This is a genomic window from Anaeromassilibacillus sp. Marseille-P3371, from assembly GCF_900169665.1.
In the GTDB taxonomy this organism is placed as follows: Bacteria; Bacillota; Clostridia; order Oscillospirales; family Acutalibacteraceae; genus Anaeromassilibacillus.
This window is the reverse complement of record NZ_LT835157.1, coordinates 1,961,978-1,978,892: the sequence shown is the minus strand read 5'-3', so window position 1 is coordinate 1,978,892 and position 16,915 is coordinate 1,961,978. Positions and strand designations below refer to the sequence as shown.

General features: G+C 50.8%; 17 protein-coding genes. 16 read left to right on the top strand and 1 reads right to left on the bottom strand.

What is annotated here, in order from left to right; genetic code table 11:
* Positions 1–442 precede the first annotated feature (442 nt).
* The 5 genes from B9Y59_RS08035 (at position 443) to B9Y59_RS08015 (ending at position 4,355) form a co-directional block, all read left to right on the top strand.
* Entirely contained in the window at positions 443–718 is a 276-nt protein-coding gene (locus B9Y59_RS08035; RefSeq protein WP_242967275.1) for a hypothetical protein, read from the top strand.
* Positions 719–933: 215 nt separating this feature from the next.
* Positions 934–1,317: a hypothetical protein gene (locus B9Y59_RS08030; RefSeq protein WP_085532836.1), complete on the top strand. Its 384-nt coding sequence runs from the start codon at positions 934–936 to the stop codon at positions 1,315–1,317.
* Between the two features lie 86 nt (positions 1,318–1,403).
* A complete protein-coding gene (locus B9Y59_RS08025) occupies positions 1,404–1,925 on the top strand; it encodes a site-2 protease family protein (protein ID WP_143255271.1) in 522 nt (173 codons plus the stop codon).
* 222 nt (positions 1,926–2,147) lie between these two features.
* Complete coding sequence (gene ahpC / locus B9Y59_RS08020; RefSeq protein ID WP_085532832.1) at positions 2,148–2,711, top strand: alkyl hydroperoxide reductase subunit C; 564 nt, start codon at positions 2,148–2,150, stop codon at positions 2,709–2,711.
* A 3-nt stretch (positions 2,712–2,714) separates the two neighbouring features.
* A complete protein-coding gene (locus tag B9Y59_RS08015; RefSeq protein ID WP_085532830.1) occupies positions 2,715–4,355 on the top strand; it encodes an FAD-dependent oxidoreductase in 1,641 nt (546 codons plus the stop codon).
* Positions 4,356–4,878: 523 nt separating this feature from the next.
* On the opposite strand, the gene B9Y59_RS08005 is transcribed toward B9Y59_RS08015, so the two are convergent.
* Entirely contained in the window at positions 4,879–5,811 is a 933-nt protein-coding gene (locus B9Y59_RS08005; protein WP_085532828.1) for a M14 family metallopeptidase, read from the bottom strand.
* A gap of 307 nt (positions 5,812–6,118) precedes the next feature.
* On the opposite strand from B9Y59_RS08005, the gene B9Y59_RS08000 reads away from it, so the two are divergent.
* The 11 genes from B9Y59_RS08000 (at position 6,119) to B9Y59_RS07950 (ending at position 16,873) form a co-directional block, all read left to right on the top strand.
* The gene (locus tag B9Y59_RS08000; RefSeq protein WP_198945604.1) at positions 6,119–6,454 is read left to right on the top strand and encodes a metal-sensing transcriptional repressor; all 336 of its coding nucleotides are present in this window, start codon (positions 6,119–6,121) and stop codon (positions 6,452–6,454) included.
* An 18-nt stretch (positions 6,455–6,472) separates the two neighbouring features.
* Entirely contained in the window at positions 6,473–9,094 is a 2,622-nt protein-coding gene (locus B9Y59_RS07995; RefSeq protein WP_256366515.1) for a heavy metal translocating P-type ATPase, read from the top strand.
* Between the two features lie 574 nt (positions 9,095–9,668).
* Positions 9,669–11,510 (top strand): TIGR03960 family B12-binding radical SAM protein, encoded by a 1,842-nt coding sequence (locus tag B9Y59_RS07990; protein WP_085534570.1) that lies wholly within the window; start codon positions 9,669–9,671, stop codon positions 11,508–11,510.
* Positions 11,497–12,156 (top strand): TIGR03936 family radical SAM-associated protein, encoded by a 660-nt coding sequence (locus tag B9Y59_RS07985; RefSeq protein WP_158088981.1) that lies wholly within the window; start codon positions 11,497–11,499, stop codon positions 12,154–12,156. The genes B9Y59_RS07990 and B9Y59_RS07985 overlap by 14 nt, the downstream gene beginning before the upstream one ends.
* 264 nt (positions 12,157–12,420) lie before the next feature.
* Positions 12,421–12,765 (top strand): 50S ribosomal protein L19, encoded by a 345-nt coding sequence (rplS, locus tag B9Y59_RS07980; RefSeq protein WP_054323352.1) that lies wholly within the window; start codon positions 12,421–12,423, stop codon positions 12,763–12,765.
* Positions 12,766–12,859: 94 nt separating this feature from the next.
* The gene (gene lepB / locus B9Y59_RS07975; RefSeq protein ID WP_242967274.1) at positions 12,860–13,456 is read left to right on the top strand and encodes a signal peptidase I; all 597 of its coding nucleotides are present in this window, start codon (positions 12,860–12,862) and stop codon (positions 13,454–13,456) included.
* Positions 13,457–13,480: 24 nt separating this feature from the next.
* Entirely contained in the window at positions 13,481–14,071 is a 591-nt protein-coding gene (lepB, locus tag B9Y59_RS07970) for a signal peptidase I (RefSeq protein ID WP_242967273.1), read from the top strand.
* Positions 14,072–14,094: 23 nt separating this feature from the next.
* The gene (ylqF, locus tag B9Y59_RS07965) at positions 14,095–14,976 is read left to right on the top strand and encodes a ribosome biogenesis GTPase YlqF (protein ID WP_054323351.1); all 882 of its coding nucleotides are present in this window, start codon (positions 14,095–14,097) and stop codon (positions 14,974–14,976) included.
* A gap of 7 nt (positions 14,977–14,983) precedes the next feature.
* A complete protein-coding gene (locus B9Y59_RS07960) occupies positions 14,984–15,601 on the top strand; it encodes a ribonuclease HII (RefSeq protein WP_054323448.1) in 618 nt (205 codons plus the stop codon).
* Positions 15,598–15,960 carry a YraN family protein gene (locus B9Y59_RS07955; RefSeq protein WP_242967272.1) on the top strand — a complete coding sequence of 121 codons (363 nt, stop codon included), beginning with the start codon at positions 15,598–15,600 and terminating at the stop codon, positions 15,958–15,960. The genes B9Y59_RS07960 and B9Y59_RS07955 overlap by 4 nt, the downstream gene beginning before the upstream one ends.
* Positions 15,947–16,873 (top strand): dipeptidase, encoded by a 927-nt coding sequence (locus B9Y59_RS07950; protein WP_158088980.1) that lies wholly within the window; start codon positions 15,947–15,949, stop codon positions 16,871–16,873. The genes B9Y59_RS07955 and B9Y59_RS07950 overlap by 14 nt, the downstream gene beginning before the upstream one ends.
* Positions 16,874–16,915: the final 42 nt, after the last annotated feature.

The window sequence follows — 16,915 nt, the reverse complement described above, 5'->3', positions numbered from 1 at the left end:
CCGCCACGGGGCAGTCGGCTTTCTGCGCGCAAAAGCACTTTCTTCACGGCGGTTCGATTCGAGCCGCCGTTTTTTCTTTGTCCTGGCAGCTTCCACGGCGGCATAGAAGGAGGATGCCGCTATGCTGCGCCGGATACTATCCCCGCCTGATCTGACAAGGGCTAACCGCTCAAAAAAGCCCGTTCCATTCGGCAGAGAGGTTCAGCCATAAGTAGGAACTATACCATGTAAATAAACTTCATATCGCTTACTGTTGCGCCCGGTGGGTCTGTGACCTGCCGGGCGCTTTTTGTCGTTTCCTGCGGTCGGGATGGCTGGCCGTTGCTTTTCCCAAATTTTCTTCAAAAGGAGGCGTTTAGCGGGCAGAACACGCTCTCACAGAATTGGTAGTAGCAGAAAGGGAGAGAACTACCTGATCCCCCATAGAAAAGGGGTGAAACTGATGGAATCTAACCCCCGCGACTATGGCGAGCAATGCCGGTTCGATGCTTTTTGCAAGAAGGTATTGCGAAACGAGGCCAGGGCCTACCTGCGGAACATGAAACGCCAAAGAGAGCGTGAAGCCTTCTTTAGCGACTTGTCCCAGGCGGAGCTGGACAAGCTCTGCGTCGTGGATCGTTACCCCAGCGACAGCATTGTGTTCTCGTCGCACGGCTACGATCTACATATCGACAACAAGATTGCTAATAAATCACAGAAAATAAAACTTTCCTTTTAAATAGTGGAGTTTTTACTATTTGTCCCGTCCAAGCAGACGGATCATTCTATAGTATTAGGGGATAGAGCGTTCATCTTGATATATCTTAACGTGTTGGAGGAGTACCTATTATGCAGAAGATTAACACGTAAACAGGGGGATAAATGGCCTATGTTCTTTTTTGATCCCTGTCCGCATATAAGTGTACAGGCAATCAAAAACAGGGGGATGGGAGAATGGATGAATTTTATTATGATGAAGAATATCAAAGGGATCTACACGATGTTGGACAGACATCGGAAGAGCGAGGGCTATACGATTCCTTGGAAGAATCACCGAAGAAAAAAGCGAAACGTGCCAGTTCTTGGCTATTGACCGTCGTACAGGTGTCTGTATGTGGAGGATTAGTTGTGGCGGCATTGGTGCTGAAGGTATTTGGTGGGGAACTATATACCAATGTGCGAGATTGGTATGTTAAAAATATTAACAATTCGATTGTAGCAGAGGAGCAGGCGGATCAATTCCGAACCAAGGTGTTGGAATTTATGCCGAAGGCATCCTCTGCACCGGAATCATCGGAAGTGGAGAGCAATGAGATCTCCGAAACGGAGAGTACATGACCTTTTCAATTGGAGGATGTCGCGTAACAATTAGCTTTCTTTTTGTGGCGGTGCTTGCTTTTTTTCTATTGTTGGATACCAACGGAATGGCTATTCCAGGAATTGTAGCTGCAGCTCTGCACGAGGGTGGACACCTGGCTGTCCTGTTAGCAGTCAGGTGTCCACCTAAGGCAATCCGACTGACTCCTTTTGGGGCAGAAATTGTACGCCAGGGAGAACCACGCGGTTATTTGAGAGAGGCAGCGGTAGACCTCGCTGGACCCTGTGCAAATCTGATGACTTTGGGAGGATGCTTGTTGGCAGGTGCTGGTACAGGGAAATTTGCGGCGGCCAATCTTTTGATCGGCTCCATGAATCTTATGCCAGTGGACCCACTCGATGGAGGGCAAGCATTACACGCCATACTCTGCTTGCGGTTGCAGGAGGAAACTGCTGAACGTCTGGTGACGGTTATTTCGATCTGTACATTACTTCCGCTAGCGGTGGCTGGATTCCTGTTGCTGCTCCGTTCGCGTTATAATTTCTCGCTGTTACTGGTGGGATGTTATCTGATGCTGTTGCTTTTACTTAAGAAGCACCGTTTTTGCGGCTTAACTAATTTACGATGATTTTGTGGTATCCTGTGGATGGCGCTGCAATGAATAACGCAGTTGCTGTCCACAGGCTGTAACAGAACGACTAACCCGCTATACGCTCTAGTAGAAAATTTTTGTGTATAGGTTTATATATCGCGGTATAGATCTTGACAAATATTCCAAAAATACGTATAATGTTCTATAAGGTTAGCGATTGCTAACTCTAAAACAATAAATCATAAAGGAGGCTTTTATATGTCCATGATCCAAAAGGAAGTCAGCGACTTTTCGGTGCAAGCGTACCAAAATAATGCATTTCATACGGTGACAAAACAAGATATTCTCGGGAAGTGGAGCGTCTTTTTCTTCTATCCTGCAGATTTTACCTTTGTTTGCCCTACGGAACTGGAAGATTTGGCGAACAAATATGAGGAGTTTAAAGCTGTGGGCTGTGAAATATACTCGGTCTCCTGTGATACCCATTTTGTACACAAGGCTTGGCACGATGCCTCTGACCGTATCAAGAAGATTCAGTATCCTATGTTGGCCGATCCGACGCATGCTTTGGCAAAGGATTTTGAAGTATATATTGATGCAGATGGCGTTGCAGAACGCGGTAGCTTTATTGTAAATCCAGAGGGAAAGATTGTAGCGTATGAAGTGATTGCGGGCAATGTTGGCCGTAATGCGGACGAGCTGTTCCGCCGTGTACAGGCGAGTCAGTTTGTCGCGGAACATGGAGACGAGGTTTGTCCGGCAAAGTGGCAACCTGGTGCAGAAACACTCAAGCCGAGCCTGGATTTGGTGGGGCAACTGTAAATTATGGCAGAGATGAATATAGACAATCTGTATGACGTTGTTGTCATTGGCGGCGGTCCTGCTGGATTGACGGCCGCTCTGTATTTGGCCCGCGCCCGATACCGTGTGTTGGTGATTGAAAAGGAACGTTTTGGTGGGCAGATTACCATCACTTCCGAGGTGGTCAATTACCCCGGCGTGGCACGCACCAGTGGAACAGAGCTCACAGAGACGATGCGTAAGCAAGCGCAAAGCTTTGGAGCAGAGTTTTTATTGGCTGAGGTAGAGCGTTTGGAATTGGATGGCGATGTCAAAACCGTCCAGACAAACCGCGGAGCACAGAAGTGTTTTGGAGTTCTCTTGGCCACTGGCGCACATCCCCGCATGGTTGGGTTTGCGGGTGAAGAGGAATTCCGCGGGCATGGTGTGGCTTACTGTGCGACGTGTGACGGAGAATTTTTCACGGGAAAAGAAGTCTTTGTAGTGGGGGGCGGATTTGCCGCTGCTGAAGAGAGCGTTTTTCTTACGAAATATGCGCGGCATGTCACAATCCTGATCCGTGAGGAAGATTTTACCTGCGCCAAAGCGACGGCAGATGCGGCGAGAAGCAATGAAAAAATTACGGTCCTGACAAACACACAGGTGGAATTAGTATCCGGAGACGCCTCTCTGCGGATTCTTCGCTATCGTAATTCCAAAACGGGAGAGGTAACAGAGTACCGGTCCCCGGAAGGGGAGACCTTTGGCGTATTTGTATTCGCCGGGTACGAACCCTCCACAAGTCTGGTTAAGGGGATAGCCGAACTGAATGAGCAGGGATATGTGGTCACCGATTCACAACAAAAGACCAATGTGGATGGCCTCTATGCGGCGGGAGATGTATGCATCAAAAGCCTGCGTCAAGTTGTCACTGCAGCAGGTGATGGAGCTCTTGCCGCAACGGAGTTGGAAAAGTATGTGGCAGCAATGCAGCGAAAGACGGACCTGCATCCAGTTCCTCCGGTGACAAGAGTTTCGAAGGCAGAGCCGGAGAAAAAAGGACCTGCAAAGGACGAAGGCCTGTTTTCTGAAGAGATTCGAGTACAGTTGGATGCTGTGTTTTCAAAGATGGCCCAACCGCTGCTCTTGAAACTCTATCTGGATGAGCGTCTAGTTTCAAAAGAACTGGAGCAATATATGACGGCCATGGCAGCGTTGACGGACAAGCTTTCTGTGAAAACAGACCGGCAGGCGGATACTGCGCAAGAGCGCCCCTGTGTCCGTGTCTGCAAAGCGGATGGAACAGAAACTGGATTGGCATTCCATGGAGTGCCTGGAGGCCATGAGTTTACCTCGTTTGTTTTGGGATTGTACAATGCTGCTGGTCCAGGACAGGCGCTAGATCCGGAGACCAAGGAAGAAATCCAAGCAATCTCTCAACCGGTTTCTATGAAAGTTTTGGTCTCCCTTTCCTGCACAATGTGTCCAGAACTGGTCACTGCGGCTCAAAGAATCGCCTCTTTACACCCTCAGGTGACTGCTGAAGTATATGACCTTAACCATTTTTCGGAGTTAAAGGACCGTTATCAGGTGATGAGTGTGCCTTGCCTGGTTGTTAATGACACGCAGGTGTCGTTTGGAAAGAAAAATATCCGCCAGTTATTGGATCTCCTACAAGAGAAATAATCTATATGGTCAATGGACTTTTGCATAGTGCCGCCTGGCCCTGTAAATCTGGGGTTGGGCGGCCCTTTTTTGCCTCCAATCCGTTTTTCATGACCCTTGTTGAAAAAAGGTGCGGCCATAGAAGCGAGAAATATGTAGATTTTACGCCCGTGTGGCATTCGCTTCTGCGAAGGCTGCTTGGACAAACGGGCGGCTTAACAGTACACCACTTCTGCTACGTTTTTTGCTACTTTTGAACGCCAAGTGAGGCTCTGAAATGCCGGGTTATGCGGGGTGTCTTCCGAAACGCAAAATGCCGGAACTGCTTGATATTCCAAGCAGTTCCGGCCATTGCGAAGATTCGAAAAGATAATTAGAAATCGGGAAAACTTTTTATAGAAAATATAGGTCAGTAGAAAGATTTCGAATCCTTCTCGCTCTGCTGTGCAGGAGGACAACAGAAAATGATGATATTTTGATGGGTCATTTGGCTTTTTTGTCGTAAACCCAAGAGCAACTGCCTTTGTCTGGGGAAAGGAATCGATTATACATGGTATGGTTTTCCATAGGCGATCAATGCGCCACCCTTTTGGACCCCAAGGGAATGGGTAAAATATAGGACAACGCCATCAAAGTTTGCGCGGTAGTCGATGGTTTTACCATACCGGTCTACCAATTTTCCCAGCAGCTCTCCGCGGCGGCATGGAGAATCAGGCGTTTTGTAACAATACCAAAATCCATCTTCCGGCGCTTCTTCATAACATACCTGTTCCAGTTCGACGGAGGGGGAGGTTATCGGAGAGGCAGGACCTATTCCCAGGAACCCCATAAGCTCATAGATGTTCTGTTTACAAGCCGCCACTTCATCCGAATGCCAGATTCCCCCGCCGCCGCGTTCCACCAAGAGGGAAGGAATCTGTTGCTGCGCCGCGTAGCTGTAGAGGCCGTTTTTGGCAACAGATGGAACCCGATAAGACAGCGAAAGACAGGAAGCAGCACGGCGGGCCTCTCTTTCTATTTTTTTGCCGGCTCCAACCGGAAAGAACACCAGAGGAGTCATAGACTCACCGCTTCCACCGCCGTGCAGATCGAGTAGAAAGTCCGCTTCCTTATAGAGAACCTGTTCCAAAGCATAAGCCATTCGCTGGGTGACGCCCCCCTGAGCAGAACCCGGAAAACAGCGGTTCAGATTGTTTCTGTCTGCGGGAACCAAGTCTGTTCCGGCATAAAATCCCGCTGCGTTAACAAGGGGAACGAGCAGAACGCGGCCGAAAAGTTCCTGGGGCCGGAGTTCTTGAAGGATTTCTTGTACAGCTTGAATGCCGACGTATTCACAGCCGTGGACCCCAGCTGTAACGACAAGCGTTTTTCCGGGGAAAGCCCCCTGTACAATCACTGCTTCGATAGCATCCGCGTCGGGGACAGGAATCAAAAAATGTTTCTGTTCCCCAGGGGAACAGTTGAGAGAAAAATCCATAGTGGTTTCCTTTCCAGCACACAGGAACATAAAGAACTAACGCGCTTTTGCAATTGAGTTTGTTTTTGCTAACCAAAGGATAGCATAGCGGATTTTGGTGGAAAACGCAAGAGATTGCATTCCTATGCGGATCGATCTTTTTCGCAAAAGGATGCGTATGAGAGCTTAGTTCGTTTTAACAGGAAGGATGGTGCGAATCCAAATGAAAGAAAAATCTTCAAAAAGGGCTTGAAAATACCCTAAGGGGGTATTATAATAGAGGTAAATTCAAAATACCTGTAGGGGGTATTTGAAAGGGGAGATTTCCATGGACTGTCAACAAGGTTCTTTGCAACCACCCAGCGAAACGATGGAATGTGGTTGTCATTATAAAGCAACGCCTCGTGGGGATATGGAATTACGCCAACTGCAAAACCGTCTAAAACGAATGATTGGGCAGCTCAATGGAATTGGAAAGATGCTAGAGGATAACCGTTACTGCGGTGATATTCTGGTACAGGTTGCAGCAGTTGAAAGTGCTCTTCAGGCGTTTGGTTATCTTGTTTTGCAAGATCATCTGGAAACCTGTGTGGTAGAAGAAATTCGCAAGGGCAATACACAGGTGGTGGATGAAGCGTTGGAATTAATCAAAAAGCTGAAATAGTGAAGGGAGGAAGAACCTGTGAAAACAGAAAAATATACCGTCACCGGTATGACCTGTGCTGCTTGCCAGGCAAACGTGACCCGGTGTGTGCAAAAACTGGAAGGCGTCGAGGATGTGAATGTCAGTTTGCTGGCAAACCAGATGACTGTCACCTACGACGAAGCCCAGCTAGAACCGAATGAGATCATTTCGGCTGTTCAAAAGATCGGTTATGGTGCGGCGTTGCCAGAGCAGGCAGGCGCAAAAGATAACAGCTTCCGGAGTGAATGGCAGGCCAGGAAAGACCGGGCGGAGGAGAATCGAAAAAGCATGAAGCGCCGGTTGGTGTCTTCGATTGTTTTGTTGATTCCATTGATGTATATTGCGATGGGACCGATGATGTATCTGCCGGTTCCCAGCATTTTTGTTGGAATGGACAATGCCCTAATTTCGGCTCTGACACAGTTGTTGATTACCATTCCGATTCTTTTTATCAACCGGCATTTTTTCCAGAATGGGCTGAAGTCACTGTTCCACAGAGCCCCCAATATGGATTCTTTGGTAGCGATTGGTTCAGGGGCGTCCCTTGTCTACGGTATTTTTGCCATGTTCCGTATGGCCTATGGTTTTGGTCATGGGGATATGGCAGTAGTACATGAATACGCGCATGCGCTGTATTTCGAATCTGCCGCGATGATTTTAACCTTGGTGACAGTTGGAAAATATTTGGAAGCAAAATCCAAGTCCAAGACCTCGGATGCGCTTGGAAAACTGGTGGATCTTGCGCCCAAAAATGCTGTGGTTATCCGCGGCGGCGTGGAACAGACGATCCCTGCGGAACAGGTCATCGCGGGAGACATCGTAGTTATCCGGCCGGGTGAAGGGATTCCTGTAGATGGGGTTGTGACCGAGGGGCATGGCTATGTGGATCAAGCGGCGATCACGGGAGAGAGTATTCCAGTTGAGAAAAATCCCGGCGATCCGGTGATCTCAGCAACCATCAACAAGAATGGAACCTTTCGCTTTCAAGCGTCCAAGGTGGGAGAGGACACGACATTATCGCAGATAATCCGCCTAGTTGATGAGGCGGGGAATTCCAAGGCGCCGATTGCGCGTCTGGCGGATAAGGTCAGTGGTGTATTTGTGCCAACCGTGATTGGAATTGCCATAGTAACGGCCATTGTCTGGCTCCTCATGGGTCAGAATTTTGAATTTGCGCTATCAAATGCTATTTCTGTCTTGGTGATCTCCTGCCCCTGCGCATTGGGGTTAGCTACGCCGGTTGCCATCATGGTCGGGACTGGAAAGGCTGCTGAGATGGGAATTTTGATTAAATCTGCGGAAAGCCTGGAAAATCTTCATGCGGTGGATACAATCGTGCTGGACAAAACAGGAACCATCACCTCCGGACACCCGTCGGTCACCGATGTGGTTGTCATAGATTCCCATATAACGGAACAGACTTTGTTGGAGGAGGCAGCAGCGGTCGAGACCGGTAGCGAACATCCTTTGGCGCAGGCAATTGTGGAATATGCCAAACAAGCGGGAATATCCATCCCAAAAGCAGAGACCTTTGAAGCACAGGCTGGACGTGGAGTCAAGGCAACGGTCCGCGGGCATGCCTATCTTGCAGGAAACACGGCATTTATGGAAGAAAGCCACCTCTTGGCAGCGGATGTCCGTGCCCAAAAAGTTCGGGATGCAGTGAAAAAACTGGCAGAGGAGGGGAAAACCCCGCTCCTTTTTGCAAGAGACGGGACGATCGTGGGAATTTTCGCTGTGGCAGATACCATCCGTGCATCCAGCCGTGCTGCAATTCAGCAGTTCTCAAAGATGGGGCTGCATGTCGTTATGTTGACCGGAGACAATCGTGTGACGGCAGAAGCGATTCGCCGGGAACTCGGAATAGAAAAAGCCATTTCAGACGTACTTCCCACCGAAAAGGAGGCCAATATTCGCGCTTTGCAGGAACAAGGGCATAAGGTCGCTATGGTTGGCGATGGTATCAACGACGCTCCGGCGTTGACACGCGCTGATATTGGCATCGCAATCGGCGCTGGAACGGATATTGCCATTGAATCAGCCGATGTAGTGCTGATGAAGGATTCCTTAGAGGATGTGGCCACGGCGATTGATCTGAGCCGGGCGGTGGTTCGGAATATCCATATGAACCTGTTTTGGGCGTTTTTTTACAATATTTTGGGGATTCCAGTTGCAGCCGGCGTCTTATTCCCGGCGTTCGGCCTGCGTCTAAGCCCGATGATTGGCTCAGCGGCCATGAGTTTGAGTTCGGTCTGTGTGGTTACCAACGCTCTGCGGCTCCGTTTCTTTAAGCAGAAGGGGAAGGAGCAGCACAGCGCGGAAGATCTGGCGGCTTTGCCAGAGATAAAAGAAACTCCGGTTCCTGCGGAACAGGGCCCGGTAGAACAGAAAGGAACGATTTTGATGAAAAAAGTATTGATTGTAGACGGTATGATGTGCGCACATTGCCAGATGCATGTGCAAAAGGCTTTGGAAGGCGTGGACGGCGTACAAGAGGCAGTGGTTGACCTGGAAAAGAAACAGGCGACCGTTTCCCTCTCGAAGGAAGTGTCCGATCAGGTATTGATGGACGCTGTGCAGGAGGCAGGTTACACGCCGGTCAGTTGCGCGAAAGAATAAGAAGGCTGTAAAAGGCTCCGGAGAAAAGAATATCCGGGGCCTTTTACAATCAAAAAAGAACAGGAAGTTAAAAGGTTCTTATGCCAGTTTCCATCCAATTGCCTCTTTATGAGCATGGAGGAAATCCGTATATAGGCCGGACCGCTGGGAAGAGCTCCTCATGGGTTCCCTTTTGTACAATATGACCGCCGTCCAGCACGAGGATTTGACCCGTTAGAAAGGGATTTGTGCCGATTTTGTTACCAGGCGAAAAGAGGCTGTCGGGTGGAAACTTCGCGTTTTGCAGAAAAAAAGCAAATAAACGCTTGACTTTTTCCCGCATGAACTTTAAAATCAGTTTAAACTAAGGAAGAGCGAATAGAGGATCTTTTGAAGGTCCAAACAAGAAGGGCGTTCCTGTCGCACATTTGGCGGAGGAACGCCCTTCTTGCCGATTGAGGTTGAACTCTCAGCTTCCTTGCGGATACGGCCGGTGCGCAGCGGATTAAACATTGCATTGCAAGCAGAAGTACAGTATAATAAAAATTCGAGATTGCGATATAGTTGTAAATGCGATAGAACGGGAGAAAATGGAATGAATCCAGAGCTTGAAAAATTATTGATGAAGGTGCAGAAGCCGGGAAGATATACCGGCGGCGAGCTAAACAGCGTTGTAAAGGACAAGCGTGCGGTGGATGTTCGTTTTGCGTTTTGCTTTCCAGATACATACGAGGTCGGGATGTCCCATCTGGGCATGAAGATTCTGTATGGATTGCTCAACGAGCGGGAGTATATCTGGTGTGAGCGCGTGTTTGCCCCTTGGGTGGATATGGAGGAGCAGATGCGCAAAAGCGGGATGGAGCTCTTTGCCCTAGAGAGCGGAGACAGCATCCACGACTTTGATATGCTCGGGTTTACGCTCCAATACGAATTGAGTTACAGCAATGTCCTGAACATGCTGGATTTGGCGAATATTCCGCTGCGGAGCGCGGACCGGAAGGGGCTGTCGCCGCTCGTTGTGGCGGGGGGGCCCTGCGCCTGCAACCCGGAACCATTGGCCGATTTTGTCGATCTGTTCTTCCTCGGCGAGGGAGAAGAAGTCGATCTGGAAGTGATCGACTTGTACCGCGCTTACAAAAAGGAAGGGCGCTCCAAAGAGGAATTCCTGCGGGCGGCAGCCCAGATCGAGGGGGTGTACGTGCCATCCCTGTACACGGTCGCCTACAATGAGGACCACACCATAGCTGCCATAACACCGGAGCCGGGGATTCCCGCCACGGTGAAAAAGCGCCTGATGCTCGACATGGATCATTCCTATTTCCCGGACAAATTTGTCGTACCTTATATTGAAATTGTCCATGACCGGACTGTGGGGGAAGTATTCCGGGGCTGTATTCGAGGATGCCGGTTCTGTCAGGCCGGTTTTATCTATCGTCCGGTGCGGGAAAAGTCTGTGGAGGTTGTGGACCGGCAGTGCCATACGCTTTGTGACAATACCGGATACAACGAGATCTCACTTTCATCCCTGAGTACCAGCGACTATACAAAGATCGATGCGCTCTTGGAGCAGCTTTTGAGCTGGGCGCGGGATGAAAAGACCAGCGTATCCCTGCCGTCGTTGCGTGTGGATGGCTTTTCCAATGAGCTGATGACCAAAATCAAATCCGTGCGCAAAAGCGGCCTTACCTTTGCGCCAGAGGCCGGTACGCAGCGCCTGCGTGATGTAATCAACAAAAATGTCAAAGAGGAAGAGCTGATGAAGACCGTCAACATGGCGTTCTCCGGAGGTTGGAATACCATCAAGCTTTATTTTATGATCGGCCTGCCAACTGAGACGTTGGACGATGTGGCGGGGATCGCGGAGTTGGGGCAGAAGGTGGTCAACGCCTACTATTCCAATCCCAACAAGCCGAAGGGGCGCGGGGTGTCGGTGACATTGAGCGCGTCCTCTTTTGTTCCGAAACCCTTTACACCCTTTCAGTGGGAACCACAGGACCCGATCCCGCTGCTGCATGAAAAGCAGCGCCATCTGCTGCATTCGGTCACTACGCGGAAGATCACTTGTAACTATCACGACGCAGATACCAGCTTTTTAGAGGCGGTCTTTGCGCGCGGAGACCGGCGGCTCTGCGCTGTGTTGGAAGAAGCGCATCGGATGGGGTGCAAATTTGACGGCTGGAACGATTATTTCTCCCTTCCCCGCTGGTTGGAAGCCTTTGAGTCCTGTGGGGTCGATCCAGCTTTTTATGCAAACCGGCGCAGGAGCTTTGATGAAGTGCTGCCCTGGGATCATCTGGACTATGGGATCCGCAAAGAATTTTTGATTCGAGAGTGCCAGCGGGCATATGCCGATACCACGACGCCGAATTGCCGCGAAGCGTGTTCGGCTTGCGGTGCAGCCTGTTTTAAGGGAGGAATCTGCTATGAGGACCGTTAGAATTTGGTTTCAAAAGATCGGCACCGCACGGTTTATCTCCCACTTGGACCTGACACGCTGTATGTCGCGCGCCATTCACCGGGCTAAGATTCCACTGTGGTATACACAGGGCTTTAATCCTCGGGCGTTTTTGACCTTTGCTCTGCCGCTGTCCCTTGGCGTGGCGGGCGAGCGCGAGAGCGTCGACATCAAATTGGAGGACGACGGCCCGTCCAATGAAGAATTGGTTGTGCGGCTGAATGAGGCATTGCCGAACGATTTGCCGGTGCTTGCTGTGACAGAACCGGTGATGAAGCCGGGAAAGATCGCGTACGCATCCTTTGTGATGTTGATAGATCCCGAGGGAAGGGACGCCGATACATTGGCTAAGGAAGTGACCGGGTTGTTCCGTCGCGAATCGCTTGTGGTCCCCAAGCATACAAAAAGCGGCTTTGTCGATTTTGATATCCGGCCCTACTTGGACCGCGTAGAGGTACTGCCCATCGAGGGAAAGGTGGAGATTCGCGCGGTGCTTCCCGCGGGCAGTGAAATGAATATCAATCCGCATCTGCTGCTGGAGGCAATCCAGCGGGAGTTGGGGTTGGAATTGTATGCACAGATCCGCCGTACCAACCTCTACGATGGACAGTTCCATGAGTTCCAGTGAGGGAAGCCGGACGGGCTCATATCTGTGTAGAAAAAAGAGGCATATTGCTTTGCAATCCAATGGGAAAAACATAGAGAGGCTGCAAGAAAATTGAAAAAATCCTTGCACCTTTTGGCGGATTGTGGTATGCTATATAAGCATTTGGAAACCGCCGCACTCTTTCGGTGGGGTTCAGTGCCCGGATGATTCCGTGACATTGAAGCGGACAGTCCTCTGCCATGGTTCTCGTGGCATGAATGTCTGAAAAATTTAGGAGGATCTAACATGGACGCATTGAAATTGATTGCTCAGGATTCCGTGAAGGCGGAAATTCCCCAGTTTGAGGTGGGCGATACCATCCGCATCGACGTAAACATTCGTGAAGGTGACCGCGAGAGAATCCAGGTCTTTGAGGGCACAGTGATTGCACGCAAGGGTTCCGGTATCTCCGAGACATTTACCGTTCGCCGTGTTTCCTATGGCGTCGGCGTGGAGAGAGTTTTCCCGCTGCATTCCCCCAACGTCAAGGGCATCAAGATTGTTCGCAAGGGCCGTGTGCGCCGCGCGAAGTTGTATTTCCTGCGCGACAGAGTCGGCAAGGCTGCGAAGGTCAAGGAACAAATCAGATAAGCATTGGATTGGAAAAGGGACAGATGATGTCCCTTTTTTCTTTATCGCGCGGGCGTGTTGCGGCCCGTAGAGTTGAGAAAGCAGGTGATTGGCTTTGGAGCGGCAAAATTTATCCTTCCCAGAGGAGGAGCGCGCCGGGGACGAGGGCCCTCTGCAGGGAAAAGCGGTCAAAGGTTGCTACGAATGGATGGAGGCGATCATCCCCGCCTTGATCCTTATTATGGTGTTCTTTACATTTGTCATCCGCAGCATTACAGTTTCCGGGCCGTCGATGGAACCCACGCTGATGGATCAATATAAAGTGTGGGTATCCTGTATAGGTTACACTCCGCAGGCGGGGGATATTGTTGTTGTAGATGGTTCTGGTACAGCGCTCGACGAGGTGATTGTCAAGCGTATCATTGCTACAGAAGGACAGACCGTGGACATTGACTTTGATAACGGCTATGTTTATGTGGATGGCCAGCAGCTTGACGAAAGTGCGTACATTCAGAATGGAATCACGCGGGATCAGTACGATGTGGAATTTCCACAGACGGTGCCGGAAGGGCATGTGTTTGTACTGGGCGATAACCGCATTGTTTCCAAGGACAGCCGTGACTCTGAAGTCGGTATGATCGACCAGCGCTGCATCATTGGAAAAGTGCAGATGATCTATCAGCCGTTTTCTGCGTTCGGATGGGTAGCATAATGAAAAAAGGAGCTCTGGTCCCTGTTGAATGATCGGGAGGAATTGGGATATTCTGGCGGCCCACGCCATATTGCATCGCCGGCGACACGGTTGGTGACGCACTGCTACGAGTGGTTGGAGGCTCTGTCCTCTTCGCTGATCGTAGTGGTGCTTCTATTCACGCTGTTATTTCGTATTGTCAATGTGAGCGGGCCATCGATGCTGCCGACGTTACAAGATAACGACCGCGTTTTGTTGACCAGTTATTTTTACCGTCCACAGCCCGGTGATGTGGTGGTGATTACCCACACTGCGAAGCTGCAAGAGCCCATTATCAAACGTGTGATTGCCCTTGAGAATCAGACGGTCGATATCGATTTCGAGACCGGTACGGTCTACGTGGATGGACAGGCGCTGGATGAAAGCGCCTACATTGCGAATGGGATTACGACGCAGCCGTCCGACTACACATATCCGTTGACGGTTCCAGAGGGGCACCTCTTTGTACTGGGAGACAATCGTGCGGTCTCTAAGGACAGCCGCAACAGTTCTGTGGGGATGATCGACGAGCGCTATGTTTTGGGAAAGGCGGAACTCGTTGTATTTCCCTTTAGCCGTTTTGGAAAGATTTTATAAGAAAGCCCGACAGGAGGGATTTTATGAGCGAAGCACAGTCGATTCAGTGGTTCCCCGGTCATATGACGCGGACCAAACGGCAAATTGAAAAGAGCCTCAAGTTGGTGGACGCAGTGGCGGAGATCATCGACGCGCGCGTGCCGGTCAGCAGCCGGAATCCGGTCTTGGATAAGCTGATTCAAAACAAACCGCGCGTTATTTTGATGAATAAGTGCGATATGGCAGATCCCGTGCAGACGGCTCGCTGGATCGCTTATTTCCAGTCGCAAGGAATCCCGGCGATTGCCATCGACTGCAAGACCAACCGAGGTCTGAATGGTTTTATTCCATTGGTTAAGGAAGTCCTAAAAGAGCGCATTGCGGCTTGGGAGGCCAAGGGAATGGTGTGCCGTCAAATTCGTGTGATGGTGGTGGGGATTCCCAATGTGGGGAAAAGTTCCCTGATTAACCGCCTTTCCAAGGGTGGAAAGGCAAACGTGGAGGATCGCCCAGGCGTTACGCGCTCCAATCAGTGGTTTTCCATTGCCAAGGGGTTTGAACTCTTGGATACCCCCGGCGTGTTGTGGCCAAAGTTCGAGGACAAGGAGGTCGGTGAACGCTTGGCCTTTACGGGGGCGGTCAAGGACGAGGTGGTGGATACCGAACATCTTGCTTCCCGCCTGCTGGAGGTCTTGCGCGACCAGTATGCGGATGCGGTTAAACAGCGGTATAAGCTGGGCGATATGGACCTTTCTGGGATGAAGGGTTATGAAATTCTGGAATGGATCGGCAAAAAGCGCGGAATGCTGATCTCTGGTGGCGAGATCGATACAGAACGCGCCTCCATCGCCGTGCTGGATGAATTCCGTGGCGCGAAGATGGGGCGGATTACGCTGGAGGCGGCCCCCGCCCCGGCGAGAAAATGAGGTGCGTATGGAACAGATCGACTGGTTTGCATACGAGTCGGCGGCGCATCGGCGGGGCTTTGTACAGGTATGCGGCATCGACGAAGCGGGACGTGGCCCTCTGGCCGGCCCGGTGTTCGCTGCCGCTGTTCTTTTGCCCGTGGGTGCAGAGATCGAAGGCCTAAACGACTCAAAGAAATTGACGGAAAAGAAACGGGAACAGCTTTTTGATGTGATCCAAAAGACCGCATTGAGCTACTCGATCGCGTTTGCCACCGAGCAGGAGATCGATACGATCAATATTTTACAGGCAACTTTTTTGGCGATGCGCCGTGCCTGCGAAGGGCTTTCGGTTCGTCCGGATTATGTTTTGGTCGACGGCAACCGGATGCCGCCGCTGGACATTCCAGGGGAGACGATTGTCAAGGGGGATGCTTGTTCTGCGAACATTGCTGCCGCTTCTATCCTGGCAAAGGTAAGCAGGGACCGCTTGATGCTCGAATTGGACAAGCTGTATCCGGAATATCAATTTGCCAAGCATAAGGGATATGGAACGAAACTGCACCGGGAATGCCTTTTACAGTATGGTCCGTGCCCTATCCACCGGCGTTCTTTTTTAAAGAAGATTTTGGGGGAGACCTTTTGAACCGCGGGGCCTATGGCGAAGAACAGGTCGCCGGCCTTCTGCGGGGGAAAGGGTGGAAGCTTCTGGAACAGAACTATCACAGCCGCTACGGCGAGATTGACATGATTGCTATGGATGGTCCGTATATTGTTTTTATAGAGGTTAAAACCCGTGCGCAGGATGCGGGGACCGGTCCTTTGGAAGCGGTGACACCGGCTAAACAGAGACGGATCATCCAAACGGCTCTTTGTTATTTACAGGAGCATCCATCCCGTTTGCAACCGCGTTTTGATGTAGCTGCCGTTGTAGTCGGAGAGGAAGGGCTGGCGATTGAATACCTCGAAGATGCATTTGATGGAGGCGGGTATGAACTATTTTGATCTGCATTGCGATACCATCGCAGAGTGCTGGAAACAGGGCAAGGATCTTTGGGACAACGACCTGCACCTTTGCTTGAAACGCGGGGCGGCCTACCATCCGTGGTTTCAATGCTTTGCGGTTTGGATTCCCGATGAACTGCGCGGAGAAGAGGCATACCGCTACTACGAGGCGGTGTACCGCGAGCTTTTGCGGCAGGAGCAACTACACAGCGACAAGTTGAAGATCTGCCGGTGCGCATCGGATTTTCAGGAGGCACAGCAGTCCGGCAAATGCGGCGCACTTTTTACCGTAGAGGGTGGAGCGGCGCTCGGTGGGAAGGTAGAGCGTGTAGCCCGGTTAAAAGCGTGCGGTGTGAAAGCGGTCACCCTTACCTGGAACGCTTCCTGTGAGATTGGAGATGGCGCAGAGGTGGTTCACCCAAAAGGATTGACGCCGTTTGGGCGCGAGGTGGTGCGCGAACTGGAGCGCAACCGCATTGCCGTGGATGTTTCCCATGCGAGCGAACCTCTTTTTTGGGATGTGGCCGAGCAGATCAAGGGGCCGTTCCTTGCCACACACTCCGACTCCCGTAAGCTTTGTGGGAGTTTACGGAACCTGACGGATGAGCAGTTCTGCACCATCCGTGACCGGGGTGGTGTAGTTGGCGTGACCTTTGTGCGCCGGTTCTTGGATGATTCCTGGCAAGCGGGCATCGAGGACGTCATGCGGCATATTGAACACTTTTTGGCATTGGGCGGCGAAAACACCGTAGCCATCGGTGGGGACTTCGACGGAACGGATTTGCCGGATGGAATGACGGGTGTGGAGTCCGTTGAAGCGTTGGCAGAATGTTTGTTGCGCCATAATTACCCAGAAACCTTGGTTCAGGCGATCTTTTTTGACAATGCGTACCGTTTTTTCACTTCTCTTTGACAACTGTAGATTTCTATTATAAAATAGAACGGCGACAAGAGC

What these genes read in the sequence shown, in the direction of transcription:
- B9Y59_RS08035 (WP_242967275.1), top strand. Translation starts at nt 443, where the DNA reads ATGGAATCTAACCCCCGCGACTATGGCGAGCAATGCCGGTTCGATGCT.
- B9Y59_RS08030 (WP_085532836.1), top strand. Translation starts at nt 934, where the DNA reads ATGGATGAATTTTATTATGATGAAGAATATCAAAGGGATCTACACGAT.
- B9Y59_RS08025 (WP_143255271.1), top strand. Translation starts at nt 1,404, where the DNA reads ATGGCTATTCCAGGAATTGTAGCTGCAGCTCTGCACGAGGGTGGACAC.
- ahpC (WP_085532832.1), top strand. Translation starts at nt 2,148, where the DNA reads ATGTCCATGATCCAAAAGGAAGTCAGCGACTTTTCGGTGCAAGCGTAC.
- B9Y59_RS08015 (WP_085532830.1), top strand. Translation starts at nt 2,715, where the DNA reads ATGGCAGAGATGAATATAGACAATCTGTATGACGTTGTTGTCATTGGC.
- B9Y59_RS08005 (WP_085532828.1), bottom strand. Translation starts at nt 5,811, where the DNA reads ATGGATTTTTCTCTCAACTGTTCCCCTGGGGAACAGAAACATTTTTTG.
- B9Y59_RS08000 (WP_198945604.1), top strand. Translation starts at nt 6,119, where the DNA reads ATGGACTGTCAACAAGGTTCTTTGCAACCACCCAGCGAAACGATGGAA.
- B9Y59_RS07990 (WP_085534570.1), top strand. Translation starts at nt 9,669, where the DNA reads ATGAATCCAGAGCTTGAAAAATTATTGATGAAGGTGCAGAAGCCGGGA.
- B9Y59_RS07985 (WP_158088981.1), top strand. Translation starts at nt 11,497, where the DNA reads ATGAGGACCGTTAGAATTTGGTTTCAAAAGATCGGCACCGCACGGTTT.
- rplS (WP_054323352.1), top strand. Translation starts at nt 12,421, where the DNA reads ATGGACGCATTGAAATTGATTGCTCAGGATTCCGTGAAGGCGGAAATT.
- ylqF (WP_054323351.1), top strand. Translation starts at nt 14,095, where the DNA reads ATGAGCGAAGCACAGTCGATTCAGTGGTTCCCCGGTCATATGACGCGG.
- B9Y59_RS07960 (WP_054323448.1), top strand. Translation starts at nt 14,984, where the DNA reads ATGGAACAGATCGACTGGTTTGCATACGAGTCGGCGGCGCATCGGCGG.
- B9Y59_RS07950 (WP_158088980.1), top strand. Translation starts at nt 15,947, where the DNA reads ATGAACTATTTTGATCTGCATTGCGATACCATCGCAGAGTGCTGGAAA.